Raw genomic sequence first — 25,285 nt, forward strand, 5'->3', positions numbered from 1 at the left:
GTTTCATTATGTAACGATGTTTCTAATTTTTGTACAATTGAGAAACATTACTGTCAAAATGTAGTATGGGTTAAAATAATAGTATCGTTAAATCTGTTTTTAATTGGATACAATAAGAGTAAAATGAGTACTTGTATTTTAATATACGAAGTAACTAACGCATTAACAACTAATAATGTGTTAAATATCAAGGTTTTACAATGTACCTTTCATCTTTATTATTGACGAAAAACTTATTTCCATCCAAATCTTCAACGGGTGCAATTCCATCTTGCATCGCTCCTACTGTAGAATATTTGCCCAATGGAATCACTATTTTACCATTAACATCAATAATTCCCTCATTAAATTCAAAATCTGTTACTCTCAAATATGGATTATTCGGACCTCCAAATTCTATAGTAGCATATTTTAGAGGGATCTGACTATTAAAATTCTGGTCTAAAAAACCTATCGCAACCTTTCCTCCTCCTTGATCTTGAAGAAAATAATAAGCATAATTATCAGGGGCAAACTCACTTAACTCATAATCAAGATTGGTTTCCCATCCATTATTATTATTACTGTAATGAACAGATCCTTTTTCCTTTCTCTTGATTATATTATATCCATCTATCTTCCTTCCAGTTAGTTTTTTTTCATTCAATGAATAAATGTCCAATACCCTTTCAGATTCTCCATTTCCTCCCGTTCTTTCTAAAAACAAATAACCTTGATCTATACATTCCATAGAGATGTTTGCATCGTATTTCATATCGGTCACTTGCTTTTGAAGGTGTATATCATAAAAAGCAAACTGATCTTCTGAATGTCCAACTAATGCTAGCCCATAACTTTCTACAAAAGGGATAAAAAGCTGTTCATATTTCAGGGGAACGACAAACTTTTGTGTAGTCAGGTCAAAAATGCCTTGTTTCTCTTCACCGTTCATCAAAATGACCCATTCCCTTGTAGAATCATCTGTATTAGGTATATAATTGACAATGGATTCAAAATCCTCCACAGCAGGTCTAATTTTCTTTTGACTGTTATCTGCCACTGGCAATAGGGCAATGTTTCTCTCATCACCGGCATACGATATACCTTGTACGAAATCATTATTGAAAGCCATGATGGAATCGTATTCGTAAGATATTTTATCACCTTCTCTATACAATGCATATTTCCGTGAATTCGGAACATGCTTAATTAAAATCTCATCATCCTCTTTTTTTTCTTTTACCAGATATTCATCTAATCTGTGTTCTTCTACTTTGTGATTGGAGGTTTCTAAGTAAACAACATCTCCGGCAATAAATTTTGCATTATAAGGAAGCTTAAAACCATGAGAGTTATAATATTCTGAGTTTATCTTTTTGATTACTTTATCAGTATGTTCTGTTAATTGTGCTTTCCCCGCTTTATTCATAATGTTGTAACCATTATTTGTCATTATAACAGTTAAGTCCTCCCATTGTTCAAAATTTATTGATTTTAATGCGTCATTTCCTCTAGTCTTGTTCATCATTATACCAGAAGAAGACATAGAATAATCGCTCTTATCTACAACTCCTAATGTATTGTCAGTCATTGCCTCCAAAAGACCATACTCATTAAAAGAAAGTGCAGTGTATTTCATAGGCAAGTTCCACTTTTCCAACTTCGTATTATAAAGGCCACAAAGATTGTTTTTATACGCCAAATAGGAATGATTATGATCAAAAGGCTTAATACTATCATACTCAAAACTTAATAGTTTATCGCCATCAATGTTTAAAATACCATACTTACCTTTTGAATTCTTTGCAATTATTTCATTCTCTTCTAACGTAAACCGTATGCCTGCATATTTCGCTTTGACTTTCCATTGATTATCTTTTCCAATCATTCCATATTTTTCTCCTTTAGAAACTATAGCGACTCCAATTGAATTGAACGGGGTAACACTTTCATATGAATAATTAATAATCAGATTTCTATTTTGATCGCAGTATCCCCATTTGCCATTTTTTTCCACAGGAATTAGTTTTTGAGGAGCAACAATTGATAAAAGTAAATTTAATGCAAGGAGTAACGAAAACTTCATAAGACTGGATGTAGTAAAAATTAAATTGACTGGGTAAGGGAAAATCAAAAAAATCTTTTGAAATACCCTTTATATATTCTAATCTTTAAAATAACTACCCTGCATATATCTATTCTATAGAAATCAAAAATAATACTATTACTTCCTTTTTTGTTTATATTTATTATTTAAATATTTTATCCTAATCTTCACGAATTTAATAATTTTGTAGGCAATGTTATTCGTAGTGTGATTGGATGAAATTTAAAGAAACAAAAAGCTTCTTGAAAAGAAGGTTAGCCTATCTATTTTTGTTAAGAAAAGGAATTAAAGGTCCTTTTTTTGCAATGAAAGGCTTATACTCTCCTATTTCTCACCATTATGCTATCAATTCAGAAAAAATGCCTGATCATCATTTCACTGTAAACAGAATTGCTTTAATGTTTGCCAGTTTTTTAGGCAGAATCATCGATGCTTCTCGAAGTAAAGGAGACTGTGAAAGGTATCATTCATACAATGAAGATAATCGATCACTATACTCCTACTCTATATTTTATAATAAGGATAATCTAACCGTACAGCAATGTATCAGGCAAGATTATCCTTTTTTTGATCTATTCATTATTTAAAACTACATATGAAACATTTATTATCTTTCGTATTATTCGCACTTCCTCTACTAACTTTTCAAACCGCAGATGCTCAGAATTTCAATTCTACTTTCGGGCAGGTGGCTTACGGTTCTGGCAACAAAGATTTTCAGTTCGGTAACAATACTGAAAACGGAAATATGTGGCTGATCACATTGGATCACGTTTCTGAGTGGAGTTATGGTGGGAATTACGCCTTTATCAACTTTATGGCTGCTGACAACATGATTCCTGATACTGATTTTGATGGAAATGTAACACACAACGGCCCTATAAGATTGTATACTGAATGGTCGCCATGGTTGTCACTGAACAAAATCACAGGTAAAGATCTTGGTTTCTGGATCTTTAAAGATTTTTCTGTTGAAGGTCAATTGAACGTCTCTTATTCTAGTTTTTATGCGCTATTAGGTGGTGTGGGTATGACTTTCAAGACGTCAAACTATGATACTTTCCTTAAGTTAATGGTCTACTATAAGGCCTCTACTTTTGCAGAAAATACGGATCATTTAGCTCAAATTACAGGTGTTTATGACATTCCTTTATCTAGAAAAATTGGTCTTCGTTTACAAGGTTTCTTTGATTTCATTCCAAATGGTAAGGAACATTACTATTGGGGAACAGATTTCCTTGCACAGCCAAGAGTACTTTACAATTTGGGTCAGCATTTTATGCCTGATGAATTTACTAAACTCGAAATCGGTGTGGATGTTTATATGCACTATAATGAATTCATTTCAGTAACTGCACCTCAGGCGGCAGTTCGTCTTACTTGGTAATAAAATCAATTCAATAACAACTCCAACAATGGAAACAAGTTATCAAAAGGGAAGTTTCTTAGAAAACTTCTTCAACTTAAAAAAACACAATACAACGGTCCGTTCGGAAGCCATTGGCGGTATCACCACTTTCCTTACCATGGCCTATATCTTATTTGTAAACCCAAGTATTTTGGGTGATGCAGGTATGGACAAAGGCGCTTTGTTTACAGTAACATGTGTCGCTTCATTAATTGGTACATTACTAGCCGCATTTTGGGCTAGAGTACCCTTTGCTATGGCACCCGGCATGGGCCTCAACGCATTTTTCACTTATGCTCTTGTCATAGGTAGAGGATTATCATGGGAAACAGCTTTGGGTATTGTATTCGTGTCAGGTATCACTTTCATCATATTGACTGTGCTTGGTGTAAGAGAAAAAATTGTCAATGCCATTCCTCTTTCATTACGATTAGCTACTTCAGCAGGTATTGGTCTTTTCATCACTTTTATTGGATTTAAAGGAATGGGATTAGTGGTTTCTAACCCTGCCACATTAGTTTCTTTGGGGCACTTGAGTACACCAACTATTATAGCCTTACTTGGTCTTGTTTTTATTGTTGTATTAGAAACAATGAAAGTAAGAGGTGGTATCTTGATTGGCATTATTGTAATGACTGCAGTCGGCATGATGACGGGAGAAGTTGCACTGCCAAAATCAATCATTTCAATCCCTCCATCAATTGCTCCAATTGCATTTAAACTAGATATTATGAGTGCTTTGGACCTTGCATTTATAGCTCCAATTTTCTCCTTTATGTTTGTGGATTTATTTGATTCAGTAGGTACAATTGTAGCTTGTTCTTACGAGGCTAAAATGGTTGATAAAAAAGGTAACATCCCTAAGATTGGGAGAATTCTGGAAGCAGACTCTGTAGCAACAGTGATTGGCTCACTTTTAGGCACTTCTACAACGACAACTTATATTGAATCCGCATCAGGAATCGCTCAAGGAGCAAGAACAGGTTTAGCTTCTGTTTTCACCGCAGCGTTATTTGCAATTGCATTATTATTCTCACCTATTGTGACAATTGTTCCTGCGTTTGCTACTGCTCCAGCTTTAGTGATGGTAGGCATTTATATGTTTAAAAATATCAAAGCCATTAAGTTTGATGATTTGGTAGAAGGTGCTCCTGCATTTTTAACGATCATTCTTATGCCACTGACTTATAGCATTAGTAATGGCTTAACTTTCGGTTTCCTCTCTTATTTAGTAATTGCTATTTGTAGTGGACAAGTAGGTAGAATCTCGAAAGTAATGTGGGTAATTGGCCTCTTATCAGCAATTAACCTATATATTTCGGCTATCGCCTAACATTGATAAATACACTCACCAAAAAGCCAACAGTACTATTTGGAGATATTGTTGGCTTTTTTTGGTAAAATTGAACTATAATCATTATTATTACAGTTTATCATTGGTTAATGGTTATCACTCTTGTTTTCTATACTTGTTACGGTTTACCCCTACTATTATCATGCCCGTAGATTTTGAGAATATATTAGAAGATCACAAAAAGTTTTTGAGTATTGGCAACAATACTTTTCATTATATATATGATTGTACAAAGTTAAGATTCGAATATTTACCCTCCTCTTTTACAGAAGAGACAGGATACGCTATTAATGAAGCGTTGTTCAACTCTGATTTCTTTTTAACTCCAATTAAAGATTTCGGTCCTATCATTAAAACGTTAGGTGAACTACTTACCCACTTTGTAAAAAACTTCAAAGAATATATTCATCATTATACTATTTTTTATTATTATCCTCTTTTACATAAAGATGGAAATATTTACCCTTGTCTAGTACAGGTACGAGTGCTTGAACTGACTGATGATGGCCGTATAAAGTATGTTTTAGCATACAATCAAATCATAAAGAAGAAATACGATAGAACGAGAGCATTCAATTTGAGTTTTATTGCTCATGATCAACAGTTTCCGTCCTTCTATCATGTGGACTCTTTAGAAAGCTTCGAGCAGGTTATTAATATTCGAAAGCTGTCAAAAAGAGAAATTGAAATACTAAAATTAGTTTCCGAAGGTGAATCGAATAATATCATTTCCAATAAATTAAACATCAGTATACATACTATCTCAACCCATAAAAAAAATATCATCTCTAAAACAAACACACCAAATATTATGGTGGCTATTCAGAAGGCTATACTTCAAAAAATCTTTTAACACAAAACAAAAGATAAATGTTAGTCAATTTTATTGAACAAATTCAAGAAACTTACAAAGAGAATTGTGATTACTTTATTAAAAATTTAAAGAACAAAAACTTTATAAATGATTCTTTTCAAAACGTAAACGATTATATACTGCCGGGTAAATCATTAAAATTTCTGATTAATGTTAAAGATCAAAGCTTTATTTTACTAGAAAATGCAGGCTTCAAATTTGATGTTCCAAGAGTGCCAACTTCAATGAATATTCTATTCTATGATCTAGAAAATTACCTACTAGAAGAAGATAAAAGTATTTATATCAATGCCATTGATGTGATGTTCAAAAAGCATTTGACTTTATTCAACGAACAAGATCCTTTTTTATTCAGATCCAGTTTTATATTCAGAACAAAAAAAGACGGTGAAAGAATCACTTCCTATCTCCAACAAAATATACCTGTTGAGATTATAGATGGCAGAATAAAGAAGTTTTTATGTATTGTGACCGATATTTCACATACTTTTGTTGAACAAGATCATAAAATTTCTTTTTATAATTTGAAGAATAAGGAAGAATACCATTATGATCTTATGGTAGATCAAAAACAAGAAAATCACACACAATTATACCTTTCCAACAGAGAACTTGAAATTCTACAGTATGTTATTAAAGGATTGAATACCAAAGACATGGCCAAAGCGTTGGAGATTTCTGTAGAAACAGTGAACAGGCACCGGAAAAATATGATAAAGAAAAATAACAAGAAAAACATCATACATCTTGCCACAGAAGCGTTCAAACAGAATCTGATTTAACCCTTTTTATATTAGTTTGATATGGTTGATTTAACTTTATATCACAATTGAAAATTTATGCATCTTTGATTTCTCTGTTATATTTGCATCAAACAATGACTCCAAATAGACTTAATATCTAACAAGATGTATAAATTATTATTTAGTTTATTAATTACTTTATCTCTTTTTAGTACCGTTTCGGGACAAGACAAAGAAGCAAAGAAGAAGAAAAATAAAAAGACACTTTCAGCAGATCCTGACGCCAAACTTCAATCTCCACATGATATTGCTTTTGATGAAAAATCTGGATTATTCTTTATCAGTTCATCAGGAAATCATGGAATTATTAAAAGAGGCCGAAGAGGGGGTGCTGTATTCGTTACAAAAGATTTAGTACATCCAAGAGGAGTTACTATTTTAAATAGTATTCTGTATGTAGCGGATTCAAATAGAGTGAAAGGTTTTAATATCAAAGACAATAAAGAGGTTTTTAACGTTGAAGTAAAAGGCTCAAAGGCTTTGCATGCCATCACTTGCAATGGTGGCCTTCTATATGTTTCAGATAAAGAAGTTTCAAAAGTATACAGTGTGAATGTTAAATCAGAAGAGGTAGAGACAATCACTTCTGACGTTCCTTCTCCAACAGGGGTGTATTTTGATAAAAAATCAAAAGACTTATTAATATTAAGCTCTTTAGAAACTGCCGGTGGTGTCTATTCTTATTCTCCAAAAAATAAAACGACCGAGTTGAAGCTTCAAGTCGTGGACTTTCCTTACTTGGAAGACATCACTTTTAATGGTTCTTTGAGCTATTATATCACTGCTTGGGGTGCTGATCATAAGGAAAATGTGATTATCAAAATCAATAGTTCACTATCTAGAGAACCCCGTATTATCCAATCTTCAAGTGATGGACCAAGCGGCATGATTTACATTAAAAGAACTAATGAATTAGCAATTGCCAGCGAATACGCCAACAATCTAAATATCATAAAATTAGGCTATTAAGAATTGAAAAAAATATCTTATTAAGACTTAATCAAAAGAGTAAACTTTAATAAAAGTTTACTCTTTTTTTGTTATATTATTCAAAATTCACAAGTTCTTCTTAGTTTTTTCATATATTATGGAAACATGTAAAAGTCACTCAGAATATCTTGTATTGCCTTAATGAGAAACGTATTTATTTTGTCTGCTATTCTACTGATATTTTCAGGATGCAATAGTTCAGAAGAGATTAACACTACACTAAGCTACGAAGCAACCAAAGGGTTCCATGAAGTGGAATGGATTGGAGACGACGAACTGAAAATGGTCGTCTTTAATGAAATTTCAGACATTGGAAAAGGTACAATTACCTTACCTGAAGGGCACGTATGGCCTAAATCAATCACAGTGAAGCTTCCTTTCCCCCGTTTAGAAGGATTCAAAGCTTACACTAATCTTGACAAAGAACATCTTTTCGAGCATTTTCATGCTGCGGGTGTTGGGAATAACCAATACATTGCCACCTATAAAGGTGCTGAAAAGAAACGAATTGTAAAAGACGAACCTTTTGTTGAAATAGAATTACCTCATGAGATGTGGGCGGATAACCCCAAAATCATCTACATTGAATGGGTGAACCTTTTCAGAATTTAAATTAAATCGACTTTTACAATATCATTGTCTCACGTTATTCACAGATCAAAGTAATTCATATTTAATCTGCGACCTTGATAACAGTATATTCTTTAAGAAGAAAAGGTTTAAATCTTTTCTTCTTAAAGAATGTATATATCCTCTCAATAACTAACAGAATCCCAATTATTCAGATTACCTTTGCACTCGAAAGCATTAAAAACAATCATAATGACATTCAAGGAATTAGGAATCTCAAGTGCTATTATTAAAGCACTCAAAGAAAATGGAATTGAAGAACCGACGTCTATTCAGGAAAAATCAATCCCATTTTTATTAAATCAGGGCACGGATTTTATTGGACAGGCACAAACTGGAACAGGCAAAACAGCCGCTTTTGGACTGCCTTTACTTCAATTAGTCAATCCTAAAAGCCCTCAACCCCAAGCATTGATTTTATCTCCTACAAGAGAGTTAGGACAACAGATACAGAAACAACTTTTCCGTTTCACAAAATACTACCACAAAATTTTTTGTGAAGCAGTATATGGTGGTGCCTCATTGGATCAGCAGATCAACAACCTCAAGCGTCCTACACAGATTATCGTCGCTACTCCGGGCCGTTTATTGGACTTGGTAGATAGAAACGCTATTGACCTGTCGTATGTGAAGACTGTAGTGATGGATGAAGCGGACGAAATGTTGAGCATGGGCTTCAAAGAAGATCTTTCTAAGATTTTGCGTTTGACAACACACAAAAAAGCAACTTGGCTGTTCTCTGCTACATTCCCAGCAGGTATCAAGGACATCATTAAAAAATACATGGCAAAAGATGCTCACCGTATTGAGGTGAACCCATTCAACGTCATCAATAAAAAAATCAAGTTCGAGTACATTTTAGCAGAGCAAAAGCAAAAAATGGAAACACTCAACTGGTTTATCCGTCAGCAAGGTGATGCTAGAGGTGTTATTTTCACTAAGACAAAAGCGGAAGCACAACAAGTAGCAAAGCAACTGCACGGCAAGCAATTCAAAGCGGAGTCTATTCATGGTGACCTTAATCAAAAGGAAAGAGACAAAGTGATGCGTGCCTTCAAAGGTAATAAATTACAAATCTTGGTAGCTACTGATTTGGCGGCAAGAGGTATTGACATCGCAGATTTAGCGTATGTGGTGCATTATCAGCTTCCAGATAAGACAGAGTACTTTACACACAGAAGTGGCCGTACGGCAAGAGCTGGCAAGTCTGGCGTATCTTTATGTATTGTAAGTAAGAAAGAGTTAAGCAAGCTGGATGAGATTGAAGACGAGTTTGGTATTACTATGGGTACGGCAAGAGCTGGCAAGTCTGGCGTATCTTTATGTATTGTAAGTAAGAAAGAGTTAAGCAAGCTGGATGAGATTGAAGACGAGTTTGGTATTACTATGGAACAAATTTTCGATTAAGCTACAGCTTCATCATAATACAAAAAAGGCTAGGTTGAATTCATGATCAACCTAGCCTTTTCTTTTGGTATTGAAACAAGTATTATCTTGTCAGTGGTATACCAAATTATTTTACTTTTTGAATTACAGATTCAGTAATATCATCAGCACCATCGTTGTATAATAACATTTCGATTGGCAATACATATTGATATCCTTGTGCCTTTGCAACTTCTGCTAATGCTTTTTCTGCTTTTTGACGTAAAGGTGTAATTGCTTCGTTTTGACGTTTTGCAAAGTTTTGTTGAGCAGTTTGCTGAAACTCTTGCAAGTTTCTTTGTAACAACTCTAACTCTTGTGCTTTTTGTTGGATGATTTCTGGTAACCAGTTTGGTTGGTTTTGTTGGAAATCAGCATACTTCGACTGAAACTCTTGCTCTTGTTGTTGCATAGAAGTATACAATTGGTTTTGATAGCTTTCCAATTCCTTCATTTTTGTTTCAAATTCAGGGATTGATCTTACTACACTATCAAGGTTCGCGTAAGCAAAGATTTTAGTTTGAGCTGCACTTTCATTTGAGAAGCTCATAAGCATCACTGCAAATAAAGATGCGAATATAACTTTTAATTTCATTGTTCTTCGTTTGTAAGTTCTAAAAACTAATTTGACTATTGACCGTTCATTTTGGCAATTACCTTACCAGTAATGTCCTCTCCATTGGCGTCAATAAGGAAAGCACCAATTCTTGCCATAACTCCTTTAGCTATAACAATTGAATAACCGCCTTCTTTGGCAACTGCTTCCACTTGCGACTCTAACTTTTTCATTAGAGGCTCCATTGCTTCCGCTTGCTTTTTGTTGATACCTTGTGAAGCTCTTTGTTGTAATTCTTGAACTTCTTGTTGTAGAGCTTGTAACTCTTTTTCTTTTTCTTGAATCTCAGCAGGAGCCATTGATTGCTGACCTTGCATTAACTGTTGGTATTTCTCCTGCAAAGTACGTTGCTTCATTTCTATTTGAGTTTTAAACTGCTTTGCATAAGACTCAATAATCTTCTGCTGCGTTTTAAACTCTGCCATAGAAGTAATCACACTATCCTCATTGATATAGGCTACTTTTTGTTGAGCCATTGCCACTGAAGATAGCATCATCAACGACCAAAGCGCGAATAAGATTTTCTTCATTGCGTAATTAATTTCTCTGTTTATTTATAAAAACACTAAACTGACTAGTACGGTTTTCCTTGCAAAAATATAAATTATCTTGGAGAATCCTCAGGATCTCCCTCTCCAAGTTCGTCTAAAACGAAATCGGTATAGTTATAACGTGGATCTGAGTAGATTAAAGTTATATCTGAAGCTTTGTCAAATAAAAAATTTAACTTTTTTTGTCTAGCCACCGCCTCACAAGCTTTTGATATTTTGTCTTGCAGCGGTTTCATAAACTCCATTCTCTTGGAGTACAAAAGACCTTCATAACCAAAATGATTGGTTTGAAATTCTCTCATATCTTGTTTTAAACTAGCAATGGCTTCTAGCTTTTCAGCTTTCATTTCAGGAGTTAGTAAAATCTCTTCATGTGTGTAAGCACGCTCAAGGTCTTCTACCTCCTTTTTCATGTCATCTAGCTCTTTCAACCATTTGTCCGTTAGTTTTTTTAGTTTTTCCTCAGCTTCATTGTACTCTGGCAAGGACTCTATGATCACTTGTGAATCAATGTATCCAAACCTTTGCGCCGATGCCAACGGAACGTTGATTAAAAAGAACAGACTAATCAGGAGTAAGTTCTTCATATTTTTCAGCATAAATTTCGTCAAATATGCTTATTAAATTTTACTTTATCAATGTATAGATCGCTCTTGTCAAATTTGTAGTCGTTACATACTTCCTCAATGAGTGTGACGAAAAACCCGCATTAGAGGAATAATTTTCAATATCCTTAGTTTCAACGAGAGTTGCATCTAAGACACCCCAAGCTTCCTTTACGACAATTTTTTTATCATTTGATAACATTCCAACCTTAGAAATGGAGTCATTAAAAGGACATTCTATGATTAATCGTCCTCCATCTACCAACATATTGTAAGCTTTTTTGATCACATTTTCCTGATCTTCAGGTGTCAGTTCCAAGATGCCAGACCACATCCATAATATGGTATCAGCCTTTTCTTTGTGCCAGTCTAGATAGCACAAATCATCTTCGACAATCGTTACATTATTTCCTGCCTTTTGCTTTAAAAGCTCGGCCAGTTCATGAACCCTTTCCACTCCCACTACTTTACCTTGAAATTTCTTTGTTTGTAAAGCTTCTATTACTCTTCCATATCCAGAACCAAACTCGATAAGCAATGAACTGTCTTTGATTTCCTCATATATTTGATCAATATCTTCACCTTCAGCCAAACCGATCTTCTCGGCAAAGCCCATAAAGATATCAAGTGGCATATTTGAATAGAATGAAGCGTTATTATCTTTCGCTAACATAATTTAATTGAAATGACGAGTTACTATTTAAACGTAATAAATACGGCTATCTCATTATACAAAAATAATGCAAATAAACCCAACGATTCCCCCAATGAACAAAACGTTCTTTGAAGAATCTAATATTCAAGCTTATAGATTTAACGAACAGATTTTAAACGAAGTATTTAGAATTAATTTTAATAATATTCATTTCTTGAAAAAACACTATTAATCAATTCATTAATGTTTAAACAACAAAAAACCCTGCCTTTTTCAAGACAGGGTCTAACATATATTTTAAAAACTAGACTACACTAGCTGTGATAAAGCATCATTTAAAGTAAAGCTAGGGCGCATTGCTTTTGAAGCTTGATCAAATGAAGGATGGTAGTAACCACCAATGCTTTGAGGGCTACCTTGAGCACCAATCAATTCAGCATTGATTTTCTCTTCATTGTCTGTTAATTCTTTTGCTAAATCAGCAAACTGGGCTTTCAATTCAGCATCTTTGTCTTGAGCAGCTAACTCTTGTGCCCAGTATAAAGCTAAGTAGAAATGTGAACCTCTGTTGTCAATTCCACCTACTTTTCTTGCTGGCGACTTGTCATTGTCTAAGAAACGACCTGTAGCTACGTCTAACGCCTCTCCTAATACTTTTGCTTTAGGGTTGTCAAACGTTTCACCTAAGTGCTCTAAAGATACTGCTAAGGCTAAGAATTCACCTAATGAATCCCATCTTAAATAACCTTCTTTGATAAACTGCTGTACGTGCTTAGGCGCTGATCCACCTGCACCAGTTTCAAATAATCCACCACCGTTCATTAATGGAACGATCGATAACATCTTTGCTGAAGTACCTACTTCTAAGATCGGGAACAAGTCAGTCAAGTAATCTCTTAATACGTTACCTGTTACTGAGATTGTGTCTTCACCTTTTACGATACGCTCTAATGAGAATTGAGTCGCTGCTACTGGAGCTTTGATCAATAACTCTAAACCGTCTGTATCATGATCCGCTAAGTATTTGTTTACTTTTGCGATCAACTGAGCATCATGTGCTCTATTTTCGTCTAACCAGAATACAGCAGGAGTACCTGTTGCTCTTGCTCTCTTCACAGCTAATTTCACCCAATCTTGGATTGGAAGATCTTTCACCTGACACATTCTGAAGATATCACCTTCACCTACAGGTTGCTCGATCAACACAGTGCCTGCCGCGTCAACTACTTTTACAGTACCTGCTGCTGACATTTGGAATGTCTTGTCATGAGAACCGTACTCTTCTGCTTTTTGCGCCATCAAACCTACGTTCGATACAGAACCCATTGTTGTTGGGTCTAAAGCTCCGTTTTGCTTACAGAAGTCGATTGTAGCTTGGTAAACACCTGCATAAGAACGGTCTGGAATAACCGCTTTTGTGTCTTGTTGCTTTCCTGCTTTGTTCCACATTTGACCAGAAGTACGGATCATTGCTGGCATAGAAGCATCAATAATCACATCTGAAGGAACGTGAAGGTTAGTGATTCCTTTATCAGAATCAACCATTGCCAAGTCAGGAGCTGTTTCATAAACCGCTTCGATAGCTGCTTCTACTTCAGCTTGTTTTGCGTGACCTGCGATTTTCGCATAAACATCACCCAAACCGTTAGTAGCAGTTACGCCTAACTCATTGAATAAATCAGCATACTTCTCAAATACATCTTTGTAGAATACTTCTACAGCCGCACCAAAAATGATAGGATCAGAAACCTTCATCATTGTTGCTTTCATGTGTAACGAGAACAATACACCTTGTGCTTTTGCGTCAGCCACTTGCTCAGCGATAAATGCTTTTAAAGCTTTTACGTTCATCACTGAAGCATCTATAATTTCACCCTCTAAAAGAGCTACTTTTTCTTTCAACACAGAAGTTGAACCATCTGCACCTACAAACTGAATGCTAACATCAGTTGCTTTGTCTACAGTAACAGATTTCTCACTGCCATAGAAATCGTCCGCAGGCATACTTGCCACGTGTGATTTAGAATCTGCAGTCCAAGCACCCATAGAGTGAGGGTGTTTCTTTGCATAATTCTTCACTGCTTTTGGAGCTCTACGGTCAGAGTTTCCTTCTCTCAATACAGGGTTTACAGCACTACCCAAAACTTTTGCATATCTGCTCTTGATTTCCTCTTCTTCTGCATTAGCAGGTTCTGCAGGATAATCAGGAATGTTGTATCCTAATGCTTGAAGCTCATTGATTGCAGCTTGTAATTGGGGGATTGAAGCCGAGATATTTGGCAACTTAATGATGTTCGCCTCTGGCGTTTTTGCCAAAGCACCTAGTTCTGCTAAAGCATCTCCAATTTTTTGATCCTCTGTCAAATTCTCAGGGAAGTTAGCAATGATACGTCCTGTTAAAGAGATATCTTTTGTTTCGATTTCAACGCCTGCTGCGCTTGCAAATGTTTTTACGATTGGTAAAAACGAATAGGTAGCTAATGCTGGTGCCTCGTCTGTTTTGGTGTAAATAATTTTTGCTTTTGCCATGTCTTTTTTCTTATGTGATAGGGAAACACACTGAATGCTGCCGAAATTTGTTGTTTTGTTTAATTAAATCTACTCTTTCCTAGAGCATTCTTAATTTTCAAGTTGCAAATTTAATAAATGTTTAGAAAATCAGAACAAAAATCATTTTCTTAGTAATTTTTTTATCTTAAAAAACAAAAAAACAGGGTCAAACACCGCTTTTTTTGAAGATTTTTAAATTAGACTTCCTATAAAATTTAAAAACAAACACACCTACCTGGTTAACATTTATTCACTTTATTCGATATTATCTATCATAGATAAACATTGACACACATCATAAAAACTCTTAAAACTACCCTGCAATTTTGTATCATAATTGGTTCTGAGAAGAATAACAGGGAACCTAGTGTAACTCTAGGACTGTACCCGCAACTGTAAATCTCAATCAAAAATTTGTTACAGATAACCATTATTCATTTGATCTGAATGAGAAGGAGTAACAAATGAGAAAGTCAGGAGACCTACCAATTTTAATTTTATTAATCGGAACAACTTCGGGAATAAAGTTGGAGGTATTTTTTTGCACTTTTATTGAGCTAAACTGCACAGCGATTTGTTGTGTCTCTCCACCCCGTAAGTTGTTATCAACAACATTTTTTTCTAGTAGAATGAAAAAACAACTTACAAACTTAATCAATCTTCTTTTCCTAATTTTAGCTGTTGGTTTTATCGGTTGTGAAAAAGCCACAGAAGAATTACCCCTTTTTGAAGTACACTTTGATGCTAATGCAGGATCTCCTGTTCCATCACAGCTAATCCTTCAAGGTGATACCGTACTAAAACCTGCTGATCCTACCTTGGAAGGTTCAGAATTTGTCACCTGGACAAAAGATGATATCATTTATGATTTTGGCCAAGCTGTTGCTGAAGAATTCACACTTAAAGCCACTTGGGACAAAGTAATTGTACAGCACAATGTCACTTTCAACCAAAATAATGGTGAAGAGGCTGTCATTGTAGCTGTTGTAGAAAATGAAGCTGTGGCTACTCCTGATGAAAATCCGACTATGGAAGGTTACGACTTCATGGGTTGGTATCATAATGAAGAAGAGTACAACTTCTCCTCTCCTATCACCGCTCCAATTACCATTGACGCCAAATTTATTCGCTCAGTAGGTGAAACAGAAGTGGTTTACCAAACCATTTCATTTGATGACTTCCAAAATATGGAATCACAAAAACACATGATTGTAAAGGCTCAAATAAACTATTTGATGTTTGGTTGGGCTTGGGGAACTGAAGCTTACATCACTGATACAGAAGGCAACAGTTCAAAGGACTTCTATAGCCATTCTAATTTCGGCATGTTTTCTTTCCCTCTTAAGTTCACTAAAGATGATGCTCATATTGAAGGTCAAACTTTCGTTTTTGATGTTGTGAAAGACGTTTATATGTCTTCTCCTCAATTAGGGTTTGGTTATGGTAGAAATGAAGAATTTGATGAAACGGGCACAGGTGCATACAATGGTTCTAAATGGCTAGCTCCAATGCGTTATGGTGTTGAATATTTTGATGAAGTCGTTAGAGGAAACGTAAGGGAGGTAACATTTACAAGTGAAGATGGACTTAAAGTTTTAGTCGGTGAAACTGAAATGTACATCAAAGCATTAGGTGACAAAGAAGGGACTTATGATAATGTTTCTGAAGATTACAAAGCTATAATTGAAGCAATGTTAGGACAAAATAAATTTGTCAGAACAATAACTGTAGACGGAAAAGTAATTTCTGTACTAAGAAACGAAAACTTACAATTTACTGACAATATATAGTTTTAAAAACAGCTATTGCTCCTCTGTGAGCAATAGCTTTATCACTTATCTAAAAATGAAAAAGCAACTTACTATTCTAAACAAACTTTTATTATTATCTCTTTTCATTGGATTTACAGCTTGTGAAATCAAAGAAGATCAAAGCGTTTTATATGAAGTAAGCTTCGATTCGTTCGGAGGTTCTTCTATTCAATCGCAGTTTATTATACCTGGAGATACAGTAGTAAAACCAATTGACCCCACATTAGAAGGATCGGAATTTATAGCATGGTTAAAAAATAATGAACCTTACAACTTTGGTGAAGTAGTAAATTCTGAATTTACACTAATTGCCTCTTGGAAAGATATCTACAAACCGATTATTAATCCAAACGCCACTCCTTACATCACTGAAGTACTGGATTTTTCTCCTGCTCCTGGACAATTCCTAAACAAAGTAGATGATCAAGAGTCTGTAAAAAATATCATTGGTGACTACTACCAATTCATCTCCTTAGGAACATTCGGTGGAAGTGTCACCTTCAAATTCGATCACTCAATTATGAATGGAGAGGGAAATGATATTGCAATCTATGGCAATCCTTTTGAAGACAGTAGTGAACCAGGCATTGTGATGGTTTGCCAAGATTTAAATCACAATGGTATAGCTGATGATGACGAACCTTGGTATGAACTAGCAGGAAGTGAGTATTACAAAGCTGAAACAACTCATAATTACACAATTACTTACTATAGACCAAAGCCAGAAGAAAATCAACACATTATTAAATATAAAGCCACTTATGATGAAACCATAGAAGAAGGTGAAATGGACTTCACATTAGTGGAGATGTTCCACCCTCAACCTATGTTCCCAACTTTTTATGAAGAAGATGAAATTACCTTCACAGGAACAAAGTTAAAATCAAATACTTGGCATGAGGACATGGGCGATTGGTCTTATTTCCACAACCCTGCCTATGATTGGGGATATGCAGATAACAGAGGTTACGAACAAGAAGGAATCTTAAGAGGAGCTGACCTTTTTGATATTAGTAATGCTGTAGACGAAAATGGAGAAAAAGTAGAATTAATAGCTGTTGACTTTGTGAAAGTATACACAGCTACAACTACAATTGCAGGTTGGCTTGGTGAGCGTTCTACAGAAATAGTTAAAGCAGCAGATCTCAGCTTACTTTCTACAGATGAATAATTATAAGTTTAGACTTCTACTGATCATTTGCTTTTGGTTTTCAAAAGCTCATGCACAAATGGATTCCACTACTTATTTAAGCGAGGTGGAAATCATTGGACAGCGTATACCTGAAAGAGTCAGTTTTAAGAATACTAAAATTGATAAGGAGCAAATTGATCAGTATTTGTCTGCTTCTTTAGGTGAATTATTGACCTTAAATACTCCCATATTTATCAAAAGCTACGGGGCGGGAGGTACGGCTACTCCCTCTTTCCGTGGCACGGGTGCCAGTCACACCCAAGTGTATTGGAATGGAATCAACCTGAACTCACCTATGTTGGGTCAGGTTGATCTATCCTTATTTCCTGTTGCCTTCACAGACGAAGTCACTGTTAATTATGGTGCCTCTAGTTTACTTTATGGCACCGGCGGACTTGGTGGAGGCATTCAAATGAATAGCAAATTAAACTGGAACAAAAAACAAGAAATTATCTTATCTCAAACTTACAATACATTACAAAATTCAATTACCAACGGAAGTGTTTCTTTTTCTAATGAAAAATGGAGCAGTACTACTAAACTATTTTATAAAGACGCTAGAAATCTTTTTGAATTTGAAAACCCTTTACAACCCAATACCCCAACCTGGAACAATGATCATTCTGGACAAATACAGTACGGAGCATTGCAAGAGGTTGGGTACAAAATAAATGACAATCATATTTTACAAGGTAATTTATGGTATCAAAACAGTGAAAGAAAACTAACTCCATCTATGGATAATAGGTATGGAGATTCTCAACAAGGTGATGAATCTTTGAGAGGATTACTTTCATGGAAAGTAAATTACGACGCTTTAAAATTAGATTGGAACCATGCATTTATTCATGATTTTTTATGGTATGAAAAACTATTAAATAATGATGAAACACCTAAAACCACTAACTCTGACTCTCACACTTATCAATATCAATCTCACCTCAGGACCTCTTATCAGGTGAATGATAAACTTTTATTGAGAGGTGGTTATGATTATGCTTGGGATCAAATTCACAGTAATCAATACCAAGCTTCAACTGATTCAAGTACAGTAGATGTCCAACAGCATACTTTTGATGTATTTGGTGGGTTTGATTATTTCCCAATGGAACAACTTTCCATGAGTTTTCTTTTAAGACAACAATGGATTGATGGAGATATTAAGCCTACTTTACCTTCCATCGGGCTTGAATACCAATGGAACAGAAATGGAAAATTCACTTACAGTTTAAGAGGGAATATATCTAAAAATTTCCATGCCCCCTCTTTGAACGATCGCTATTGGTATCCTGTTGGAAATCCTGATCTGTTGCCAGAAGAAGGATGGACTTATGAAGGAACTTTTGGAATTCAATCCCAATGGAAAAACAATTGGCGATTAACCTATGACATCACAGCATTCAGTTCAATTATTCATAACTGGATCGTATGGAAACCTGCTGTGAGTAATCTGTGGCGTCCGGAAAATTTAAAGAAAGTAAACAGTCGCGGTATAGAACAGATCTTACAATTAACTTATCATAAAAACGATTGGCAATGGATTGGTTATGTATCCGTTTCCTATGTCAAATCAGAAAACTTAGAAGCGTACGATGAATTAGATGAATCAGTCGGCACCCAATTAATATATACTCCTATCTTCAGTGCTCAAGGCTATATACAAGCGAGCTACAAGTCTTGGTACGGGATAGTAGAACAACAGATATACGGAAAGCGATTAACACAAACTGACGGAAGCGAGTATTTACCTCCTTATTATCTCACAAATTTCAGTATAGGTAAGCAGTTTTCATTTCGTCAGCATCGATTTGATGTAAAGGCTCGGATCGAGAATGTTTTCGCTTTCCACTATCAATCCATTGCCAGAAAACCAATGCCTGGCAGAGTTTACCAACTCACTTTTACTTATAAACTATAATCTAAAATGCGTTATTCGATTCTAATACTCACATTTATCACCTTCTGGAGCTGTAATACAGTAGAAGATAGCATGCCTATTTCAAATACTCCTGATGTTCCTGATGAGGTCCTTTTTGAGGAAGGATTATTTGTGATCAATGAAGGCAATTTTGATTGGGGACATGGTACGCTCTCTTTCAAAAAGTATGAATCGGATAGCGTTTATGAAGAAATTTATAAGCAGAGAAATGATTTTGAATTGGGAAATGTAGCTCAATCCATGACCATTATTGATGATAAGGGTTATATCTGTGTCAACAATTCAGCAAGAGTAGATATTATAGAGACCAAAACAGCAAAATGGATTGGTAGAGTGGAAATACCTAGAAGCAGTCCGCGTTATCTTTTACCTGTGAATGAACAAAAAGCCTATATCACAGATCTTTATGCCGATCGATTTTACATATTAGACCTTGATTCTAATAAAATTGTAAAAGAAGTGGGTACAACAGGCTGGACGGAAAAAATGTGTAAAGTGGATAATTTTGTTTACATGACACAAACCAGAACAGTATTTGATCATCGAAAAGGAGGACAATTTTTATTAAAAATCAATGCTACGACAGACATAGTTGTTGACAGTTTAGAGCTCCCTTATGGCCCAATTGATTTACAAGTTGATAAAAATGAAAAAATATGGGTACTCTGCAATGGTGGTTTAGTTCAGCTTACACCCGCCATTGTTCAGGTAGACCCCAACACTTTTAAAGTGATTAAAACATTCGACCTTTCAGCCAATGATTATCTAAGTATGCCTTCAAGGCTTCGCATCAATAAAGATAAAGATATTTTATACTATATTCAGAAAGATGTGTTTGCACTGCCCATCGAAGCGTCCTCACCTTCCTCTATTATCCCGAAAGAAAAACGTCTATTTTATGGGTTAGGTGTTTCCCCACACAACAATGATATCTATGTTGCAGACGCCATTGATTACGTTCAAAAAGGGTGGATTTTCAAATACAATCAAGAAGGTGTAAAGCTGGATTCTTTTAAAGTGGGGGTAATTCCGAATGAAATTGTCTTTCAATAATTATCCGATAAAAGTAGCTCTTTCAAACTCAGATATTGTATCTTGTCGATTCCAATCATTGGAATAGTATCTTTAAGTTGAGTTGAATGTTTTCACTACAAAAAATAAAACAAGACCATATTTGGCAAGGGCTACTTATACTTGCTTACCTTTTTTTGACCTATAATTTTTTTGAACAACGGTTTGGATTTGCTTATGGCTCAATGAAAGCAATTTTACTGGTCAGTTTTCAGGTTTTTATCTGGCAATTCAACCTCAACTATTTAGTCCCCAAACTACTTTTAGAGAAAAAACATATCATTTATGCCCTATCGCTTTTCTCCTTTGTATTGATCATCGCTTTTCTTTATCAATACATCGAAAAGGAAATTTTCCAAGCATGGAAACAGTCCAATTCAGAAAGGATGATGTTTCCTTTTGATGACCCTGAAATGAGGGAAAAAGCCTTAAAGAACCGTAATGCGAAGAGAGTCCGTAAAGGATTTAGAATCTTTGAAAGCACCTATAACATTATTTTATTTGGAGTGATAGCATTAGCTAGTACAGCATACAGGATGACACTTTTTGGCTTAAAAAAGGAAAATGAAGCTACTTTATTAAGAGAAGAACAAGTGAAATCTGAAATGAGTTTTCTAAAATCTCAGGTCAACCCCCACTTTCTATTCAATGTATTAAACAATATCTATACGCTATCTTTTATCAAATCAGATAAAACTCCAGAGGTGGTACTTCAACTTTCGGATATGTTACGCTATATGCTTTATGATACATCTACTGAAACAGTACCTATTCATAAAGAAGTAGACTATCTCAAAAACTTTATCGAGCTACATTTACTTAAAAGTGATGGAATTAAAGAAAACATTGAGACGAGTTGGAATGTTGAAAAGCCATCTTTACAAATTGCTCCCTTGCTCTTTGCTCCATTTATTGAAAACGCCTTCAAGCACAGTCATATTGAAGATGAAGATCATGGCTGGATTAAGGTAAAATTAAATGTAAGTTCTTCTAATGAAATTTACTTTGAAGTGGCCAATAGCAAACCCAAAACAAAGCTTTCCAAAGATCAATTAGGGGGCATTGGTTTGGAAAATGTAAAAAAACGTCTCAATTTGCAGTATAACCTCAAACATCAACTAGAGATTATAGACACTCAAGACAGTTTTACTGTCAAACTTAAAATACACACATAAACACTAGTACAAAGCCCACTTACGGCGCTGGACTAGTACTTAACCATAACTTAAACACACATCACAAAAATGACTTCACAAATGAACAACACTACACCTTACAAACCGAAAAACAAAGTAAGGCTAGTCACCTCAGGCTCTTTATTTGATGGACATGATGCGTCTATCAACATCATGCGTAGAATCATGCAATCTTCGGGTGCAGAAATCATTCACCTTGGGCACAACCGTACAGCTCAGGAAATTGTAGACTGTGCCATTCAAGAAGATGTTCAAGGTATAGCAATCACTTCTTATCAAGGAGGTCACTTGGAGTATTTCAAATACATTTATGACCTTTTGAAAGAAAGAGGTGCTGGTTATATTGGTCTTTATGGTGGTGGAGGCGGAACAATCCTCCCTTCTGAAATTGATGAATTGCATGATTACGGCATCAAGAAAATCTACTCTCCTGACGACGGCCGTACGATGGGTCTTCAAGGAATGATCAATGATATTTTGATCCAATGTGATCATCCTACTGGAGAAAATCTAGGAAAAGAAAAGCTTCAATTAGGACAGAAAAACCATAGAAACCTCGGTCGTATTATTTCGGCAATAGAAAATTTCAAAGAAGATCAAGCTGACTTTATTCAAGAGCTGAAAGTAGAGAATAAAGATAAAAATATTCCTGTGCTCGGAATTACAGGTACTGGTGGAGCTGGTAAATCAAGTCTCGTGGATGAGTTAATTAGAAGATTTTTATCTCAATCTGAAGACAAAACTATTGCGATCATTTCCATTGATCCTTCCAAAAGAAAAACAGGAGGGGCGTTACTTGGAGATAGAATCCGTATGAATGCCATTGCTGATGGGCGAATTTATATGCGCTCTTTAGCTACACGAAAAGCACATCAAGCTATTTCTGAGCATATTGAAGATGTATTAGAGGTCGTAAAAGCCGCTGATTTTGACTTGATCCTTTTGGAGACTTCTGGGATTGGACAATCGGGAACTGAGATTGTGGACTACAGTGATGTCTCCCTTTATGTAATGACACCGGAATATGGCGCCGCTACTCAATTAGAAAAGATTGACATGCTAGACTACGCCGATGTGATTGCTCTTAATAAATTTGATAAAAAGGGCGCATTAGATGCATTAAGAGATGTAGCAAAACAGTACAAAAGAAATCATGGACTTTGGGAACTAAAGGAAGATGATATTCCAGTATACGGCACCATGGCTTCTCAATTTAATGACGAAGGTGTGAATGAGTTATACAACAAAATCATTTCACTTTTAGAGGAAAAAAGTACTGTCAAATTCCCTAAGATTGAAGTAAATGAAACTTCAGACCGCTTTCATATTATCCCTCCATCAAGAGTTAGATATTTGTCAGAGATTTCTGAAGTCGTTCGAAACTACAATTTACATGTCAAGGAACAAGCTGACATTGCTGATCAGCTATTTGGTTTACAAAAATCAATAGAGATTCTTGAAGCTGACAAAAACACAAAGGCTACTTTACAGGGAGCTTTTGATAAAATAAAAAGAGATTTAGACCACGATGTTTTTGATGTACTGGAAGGCTGGAAAGCAAAAGTAGAAGCTTATGCTGGAGATACCTTCACTTACCAAGTAAGAGGCAAAGACATCAAAGTAGAAGCTAAATCTGAAACATTATCTGGCAATAAAATTTCCAAAGTTACACTCCCTAAATTTACTGGATGGGGTGATATTACTCGTTGGGTAATGCAGGAAAATGTACCCGGAGAATTCCCTTATACGGCAGGTGTGTTCCCTTTCAAACGACAAGGAGAAGACCCAACAAGAATGTTTGCAGGTGAAGGCAACCCTGAAAGAACAAACAGAAGGTTCCATTACCTTTCACAAGGACAACCTGCTGCACGATTATCTACCGCTTTTGACTCTGTAACACTTTATGGAGAAGATCCTGATTTCAGACCTGATATTTATGGAAAAATTGGAAATTCAGGTGTGAATGTAAGTTGCTTAGATGACGCCAAAAGATTATACTCTGGATTTGATTTATGTGCTCCAAGCACTTCCGTTTCAATGACGATCAATGGTCCCGCGGCAGCGATGACGGCGTTCTTTATGAATGCAGCAATTGATCAGCAGTGCGAGGTCTACATTAAAGAAAATGGCCTGGGACAAGAAGTAAAAGATAAAATTGCTTCTATTTATAAAGGACAGACAACCCCAACTTACAGAGGTGATTTACCGCCAAATCATAATGGCTTAGGATTGATGTTACTTGGCGTAACAGGAGATCAGGTTTTACCTTTAGAAATTTATAATGAAATCAAAAAAGCAACAATTGCCAAAGTAAGAGGAACGGTTCAAGCCGATATTCTTAAAGAAGATCAAGCACAAAACACTTGTATTTTCTCTACAGAATTCTCACTACGTTTAATGGGTGATATGCAACAGTATTTCACTGACAATGGCATTCGTAACTTCTATTCTGTTTCAATCTCTGGTTATCATATTGCAGAAGCAGGTGCTAACCCAATTTCTCAATTGGCATTTACATTAGCCAACGGTTTTACTTTTATAGAGTACTACCTGAACAGAGGAATGAAAATTGATGACTTTGCTCCCAACTTCTCTTTCTTCTTCTCTAATGGCGTGGATCCAGAATATGCGGTCATTGGCAGGGTAGCTAGAAGAATTTGGGCGAAAGCTTTAAAAATTAAGTATAAAGGAAGTGACCGTTCTCAGAAATTGAAATACCATATTCAAACTTCAGGAAGATCGTTGCACGCTCAGGAGATTGCTTTTAATGATATTAGAACTACTCTGCAAGCATTATATGCTATTTATGACAACTGTAATTCATTGCATACTAATGCTTATGACGAGGCCATCACTACTCCTACTGAAGAATCTGTAAGAAGAGCAGTGGCCATACAATTGATCATTAATAAAGAGCTTGGATTAGCAAAAAATGAAAATCCATTACAAGGCTCGTTTATCATTGAAGAATTGACAGATTTGGTAGAGGAAGCTGTAATGATGGAATTTGACAGAATAACTGAACGTGGAGGAGTATTGGGTGCAATGGAAACAATGTATCAACGTTCTAAAATTCAAGAAGAATCCCTGCATTATGAAACGCTAAAGCATAACGGTGAATACCCTATTGTAGGTGTCAATACCTTCTTAAGTAAGGAAGGTTCTCCTACTATTATTCCTGAAGAAGTGATTCGATCTTCTACAGAAGAAAAAGATAGTCAAATCACCTCTCTGGAAAATTTACATCAACATGCCCAAGCAAATGCAATTGCAAAACTAAAAGATTTGCAAAGTGTTGCTTTAGCTAATAAAAATACTTTTGATGCTTTAATGGAGGCCTCAAAATATTGTTCTCTTGGTCAAATCACACATGCATTGTTTGATGTTGGGGGACAGTACAGAAGGAATATGTAAAATTACAAAGATGAATTCTTGTTGAGGTCAAAAATAAATACAAGGGGAGGCAATCACTACGTTTGCTCCCCTTTTTTAATCAAACTAACCCAATATGGATTAGATGAATTTACAC

At 35.4% G+C, this 25,285-nt stretch carries 20 protein-coding genes and 1 riboswitch; of the genes, 14 read left to right on the forward strand and 6 right to left on the reverse strand.

Annotated elements, in window-relative coordinates:
- Window positions 1-187: 187 nt before the first annotated feature.
- A complete protein-coding gene (locus AVL50_RS05055) occupies window positions 188-2,065 on the reverse strand; it encodes a WG repeat-containing protein (RefSeq protein ID WP_062615386.1) in 1,878 nt (625 codons plus the stop codon).
- A gap of 236 nt (window positions 2,066-2,301) precedes the next feature.
- Here AVL50_RS05055 and AVL50_RS05060 point away from each other — a divergent pair, with 236 nt between their 5' ends.
- The 8 genes from AVL50_RS05060 to AVL50_RS05095 all read left to right on the forward strand — a co-directional run bounded on the left by AVL50_RS05060 (window position 2,302) and on the right by AVL50_RS05095 (window position 9,552).
- Complete coding sequence (locus AVL50_RS05060) at window positions 2,302-2,673, forward strand: hypothetical protein (RefSeq protein WP_062615387.1); 372 nt, start codon at window positions 2,302-2,304, stop codon at window positions 2,671-2,673.
- An 8-nt stretch (window positions 2,674-2,681) separates the two neighbouring features.
- Window positions 2,682-3,473: a hypothetical protein gene (locus tag AVL50_RS05065; protein WP_062615388.1), complete on the forward strand. Its 792-nt coding sequence runs from the start codon at window positions 2,682-2,684 to the stop codon at window positions 3,471-3,473.
- Window positions 3,474-3,501: 28 nt separating this feature from the next.
- Entirely contained in the window at window positions 3,502-4,827 is a 1,326-nt protein-coding gene (locus AVL50_RS05070) for an NCS2 family permease (RefSeq protein WP_062615389.1), read from the forward strand.
- Between the two features lie 163 nt (window positions 4,828-4,990).
- Window positions 4,991-5,701, forward strand: a complete 711-nt coding sequence (locus tag AVL50_RS05075; RefSeq protein ID WP_062615390.1) for a LuxR C-terminal-related transcriptional regulator — start codon at window positions 4,991-4,993, stop codon at window positions 5,699-5,701.
- Window positions 5,702-5,718: 17 nt separating this feature from the next.
- Window positions 5,719-6,504, forward strand: a complete 786-nt coding sequence (locus AVL50_RS05080) for a LuxR C-terminal-related transcriptional regulator (protein ID WP_062615391.1) — start codon at window positions 5,719-5,721, stop codon at window positions 6,502-6,504.
- A 126-nt stretch (window positions 6,505-6,630) separates the two neighbouring features.
- Window positions 6,631-7,494 carry a hypothetical protein gene (locus tag AVL50_RS05085; protein ID WP_062615392.1) on the forward strand — a complete coding sequence of 288 codons (864 nt, stop codon included), beginning with the start codon at window positions 6,631-6,633 and terminating at the stop codon, window positions 7,492-7,494.
- Window positions 7,495-7,656: 162 nt separating this feature from the next.
- Entirely contained in the window at window positions 7,657-8,127 is a 471-nt protein-coding gene (locus AVL50_RS05090; protein WP_062615393.1) for a hypothetical protein, read from the forward strand.
- A gap of 210 nt (window positions 8,128-8,337) precedes the next feature.
- On the forward strand, window positions 8,338-9,552 hold the full coding sequence (locus AVL50_RS05095; RefSeq protein ID WP_063850541.1) for a DEAD/DEAH box helicase: 1,215 nt from the start codon (window positions 8,338-8,340) through the stop codon (window positions 9,550-9,552).
- A 106-nt stretch (window positions 9,553-9,658) separates the two neighbouring features.
- Here AVL50_RS05095 and AVL50_RS05100 read toward each other — a convergent pair whose 3' ends face one another.
- The 5 genes from AVL50_RS05100 to AVL50_RS05120 form a co-directional block, all read right to left on the reverse strand.
- Window positions 9,659-10,165 carry an OmpH family outer membrane protein gene (locus AVL50_RS05100; protein ID WP_062615394.1) on the reverse strand — a complete coding sequence of 169 codons (507 nt, stop codon included), beginning with the start codon at window positions 10,163-10,165 and terminating at the stop codon, window positions 9,659-9,661.
- Between the two features lie 35 nt (window positions 10,166-10,200).
- A complete protein-coding gene (locus AVL50_RS05105) occupies window positions 10,201-10,716 on the reverse strand; it encodes an OmpH family outer membrane protein (RefSeq protein ID WP_062615395.1) in 516 nt (171 codons plus the stop codon).
- 74 nt (window positions 10,717-10,790) lie between these two features.
- Window positions 10,791-11,324 carry an OmpH family outer membrane protein gene (locus AVL50_RS05110; protein ID WP_063850552.1) on the reverse strand — a complete coding sequence of 178 codons (534 nt, stop codon included), beginning with the start codon at window positions 11,322-11,324 and terminating at the stop codon, window positions 10,791-10,793.
- 40 nt (window positions 11,325-11,364) lie between these two features.
- Window positions 11,365-12,015 carry a bifunctional 2-polyprenyl-6-hydroxyphenol methylase/3-demethylubiquinol 3-O-methyltransferase UbiG gene (locus AVL50_RS05115; protein WP_062615397.1) on the reverse strand — a complete coding sequence of 217 codons (651 nt, stop codon included), beginning with the start codon at window positions 12,013-12,015 and terminating at the stop codon, window positions 11,365-11,367.
- 291 nt (window positions 12,016-12,306) lie between these two features.
- Window positions 12,307-14,526 (reverse strand): NADP-dependent isocitrate dehydrogenase, encoded by a 2,220-nt coding sequence (locus tag AVL50_RS05120; protein ID WP_062615398.1) that lies wholly within the window; start codon window positions 14,524-14,526, stop codon window positions 12,307-12,309.
- Window positions 14,527-14,868: 342 nt separating this feature from the next.
- Window positions 14,869-15,052: riboswitch (cobalamin riboswitch) on the forward strand.
- A 124-nt stretch (window positions 15,053-15,176) separates the two neighbouring features.
- Between AVL50_RS05120 and AVL50_RS05125 the strand changes: the two genes are divergently transcribed.
- The 6 genes from AVL50_RS05125 to AVL50_RS05150 all read left to right on the forward strand — a co-directional run bounded on the left by AVL50_RS05125 (window position 15,177) and on the right by AVL50_RS05150 (window position 25,170).
- A complete protein-coding gene (locus tag AVL50_RS05125; RefSeq protein ID WP_062615399.1) occupies window positions 15,177-16,337 on the forward strand; it encodes an InlB B-repeat-containing protein in 1,161 nt (386 codons plus the stop codon).
- 55 nt (window positions 16,338-16,392) lie between these two features.
- The gene (locus tag AVL50_RS05130) at window positions 16,393-17,529 is read left to right on the forward strand and encodes an InlB B-repeat-containing protein (protein ID WP_062615400.1); all 1,137 of its coding nucleotides are present in this window, start codon (window positions 16,393-16,395) and stop codon (window positions 17,527-17,529) included.
- A complete protein-coding gene (locus AVL50_RS05135; protein ID WP_062615401.1) occupies window positions 17,522-19,468 on the forward strand; it encodes a TonB-dependent receptor in 1,947 nt (648 codons plus the stop codon). Before AVL50_RS05130 ends, AVL50_RS05135 begins: the two co-directional genes overlap by 8 nt.
- A gap of 6 nt (window positions 19,469-19,474) precedes the next feature.
- Window positions 19,475-20,542, forward strand: coding sequence for a DUF5074 domain-containing protein (locus AVL50_RS05140; RefSeq protein WP_157491145.1), 1,068 nt, complete (start codon window positions 19,475-19,477; stop codon window positions 20,540-20,542).
- A gap of 203 nt (window positions 20,543-20,745) precedes the next feature.
- On the forward strand, window positions 20,746-21,735 hold the full coding sequence (locus AVL50_RS05145) for a sensor histidine kinase (protein ID WP_172826762.1): 990 nt from the start codon (window positions 20,746-20,748) through the stop codon (window positions 21,733-21,735).
- 81 nt (window positions 21,736-21,816) lie between these two features.
- Window positions 21,817-25,170, forward strand: a complete 3,354-nt coding sequence (locus AVL50_RS05150) for a methylmalonyl-CoA mutase family protein (protein ID WP_062615435.1) — start codon at window positions 21,817-21,819, stop codon at window positions 25,168-25,170.
- The last annotated feature ends 115 nt before the right edge of the window (window positions 25,171-25,285 follow it).

The organism is Flammeovirga sp. SJP92, assembly GCF_001583495.1.
Taxonomy (GTDB): Bacteria; Bacteroidota; Bacteroidia; order Cytophagales; family Flammeovirgaceae; genus Flammeovirga.

Excerpts from the sequence above, each read along its gene's own strand:
- AVL50_RS05055 (WP_062615386.1), bottom strand. The coding sequence starts at position 2,065 with ATGAAGTTTTCGTTACTCCTTGCATTAAATTTACTTTTATCAATTGTT.
- AVL50_RS05060 (WP_062615387.1), top strand. The coding sequence starts at position 2,302 with ATGAAATTTAAAGAAACAAAAAGCTTCTTGAAAAGAAGGTTAGCCTAT.
- AVL50_RS05065 (WP_062615388.1), top strand. The coding sequence starts at position 2,682 with ATGAAACATTTATTATCTTTCGTATTATTCGCACTTCCTCTACTAACT.
- AVL50_RS05070 (WP_062615389.1), top strand. The coding sequence starts at position 3,502 with ATGGAAACAAGTTATCAAAAGGGAAGTTTCTTAGAAAACTTCTTCAAC.
- AVL50_RS05075 (WP_062615390.1), top strand. The coding sequence starts at position 4,991 with ATGCCCGTAGATTTTGAGAATATATTAGAAGATCACAAAAAGTTTTTG.
- AVL50_RS05080 (WP_062615391.1), top strand. The coding sequence starts at position 5,719 with ATGTTAGTCAATTTTATTGAACAAATTCAAGAAACTTACAAAGAGAAT.
- AVL50_RS05085 (WP_062615392.1), top strand. The coding sequence starts at position 6,631 with ATGTATAAATTATTATTTAGTTTATTAATTACTTTATCTCTTTTTAGT.
- AVL50_RS05090 (WP_062615393.1), top strand. The coding sequence starts at position 7,657 with ATGAGAAACGTATTTATTTTGTCTGCTATTCTACTGATATTTTCAGGA.
- AVL50_RS05095 (WP_063850541.1), top strand. The coding sequence starts at position 8,338 with ATGACATTCAAGGAATTAGGAATCTCAAGTGCTATTATTAAAGCACTC.
- AVL50_RS05100 (WP_062615394.1), bottom strand. The coding sequence starts at position 10,165 with ATGAAATTAAAAGTTATATTCGCATCTTTATTTGCAGTGATGCTTATG.
- AVL50_RS05105 (WP_062615395.1), bottom strand. The coding sequence starts at position 10,716 with ATGAAGAAAATCTTATTCGCGCTTTGGTCGTTGATGATGCTATCTTCA.
- AVL50_RS05110 (WP_063850552.1), bottom strand. The coding sequence starts at position 11,324 with ATGAAGAACTTACTCCTGATTAGTCTGTTCTTTTTAATCAACGTTCCG.
- AVL50_RS05115 (WP_062615397.1), bottom strand. The coding sequence starts at position 12,015 with ATGTTAGCGAAAGATAATAACGCTTCATTCTATTCAAATATGCCACTT.
- AVL50_RS05120 (WP_062615398.1), bottom strand. The coding sequence starts at position 14,526 with ATGGCAAAAGCAAAAATTATTTACACCAAAACAGACGAGGCACCAGCA.
- AVL50_RS05125 (WP_062615399.1), top strand. The coding sequence starts at position 15,177 with ATGAAAAAACAACTTACAAACTTAATCAATCTTCTTTTCCTAATTTTA.
- AVL50_RS05130 (WP_062615400.1), top strand. The coding sequence starts at position 16,393 with ATGAAAAAGCAACTTACTATTCTAAACAAACTTTTATTATTATCTCTT.
- AVL50_RS05135 (WP_062615401.1), top strand. The coding sequence starts at position 17,522 with ATGAATAATTATAAGTTTAGACTTCTACTGATCATTTGCTTTTGGTTT.
- AVL50_RS05140 (WP_157491145.1), top strand. The coding sequence starts at position 19,475 with ATGCGTTATTCGATTCTAATACTCACATTTATCACCTTCTGGAGCTGT.
- AVL50_RS05145 (WP_172826762.1), top strand. The coding sequence starts at position 20,746 with ATGAAAGCAATTTTACTGGTCAGTTTTCAGGTTTTTATCTGGCAATTC.
- AVL50_RS05150 (WP_062615435.1), top strand. The coding sequence starts at position 21,817 with ATGAACAACACTACACCTTACAAACCGAAAAACAAAGTAAGGCTAGTC.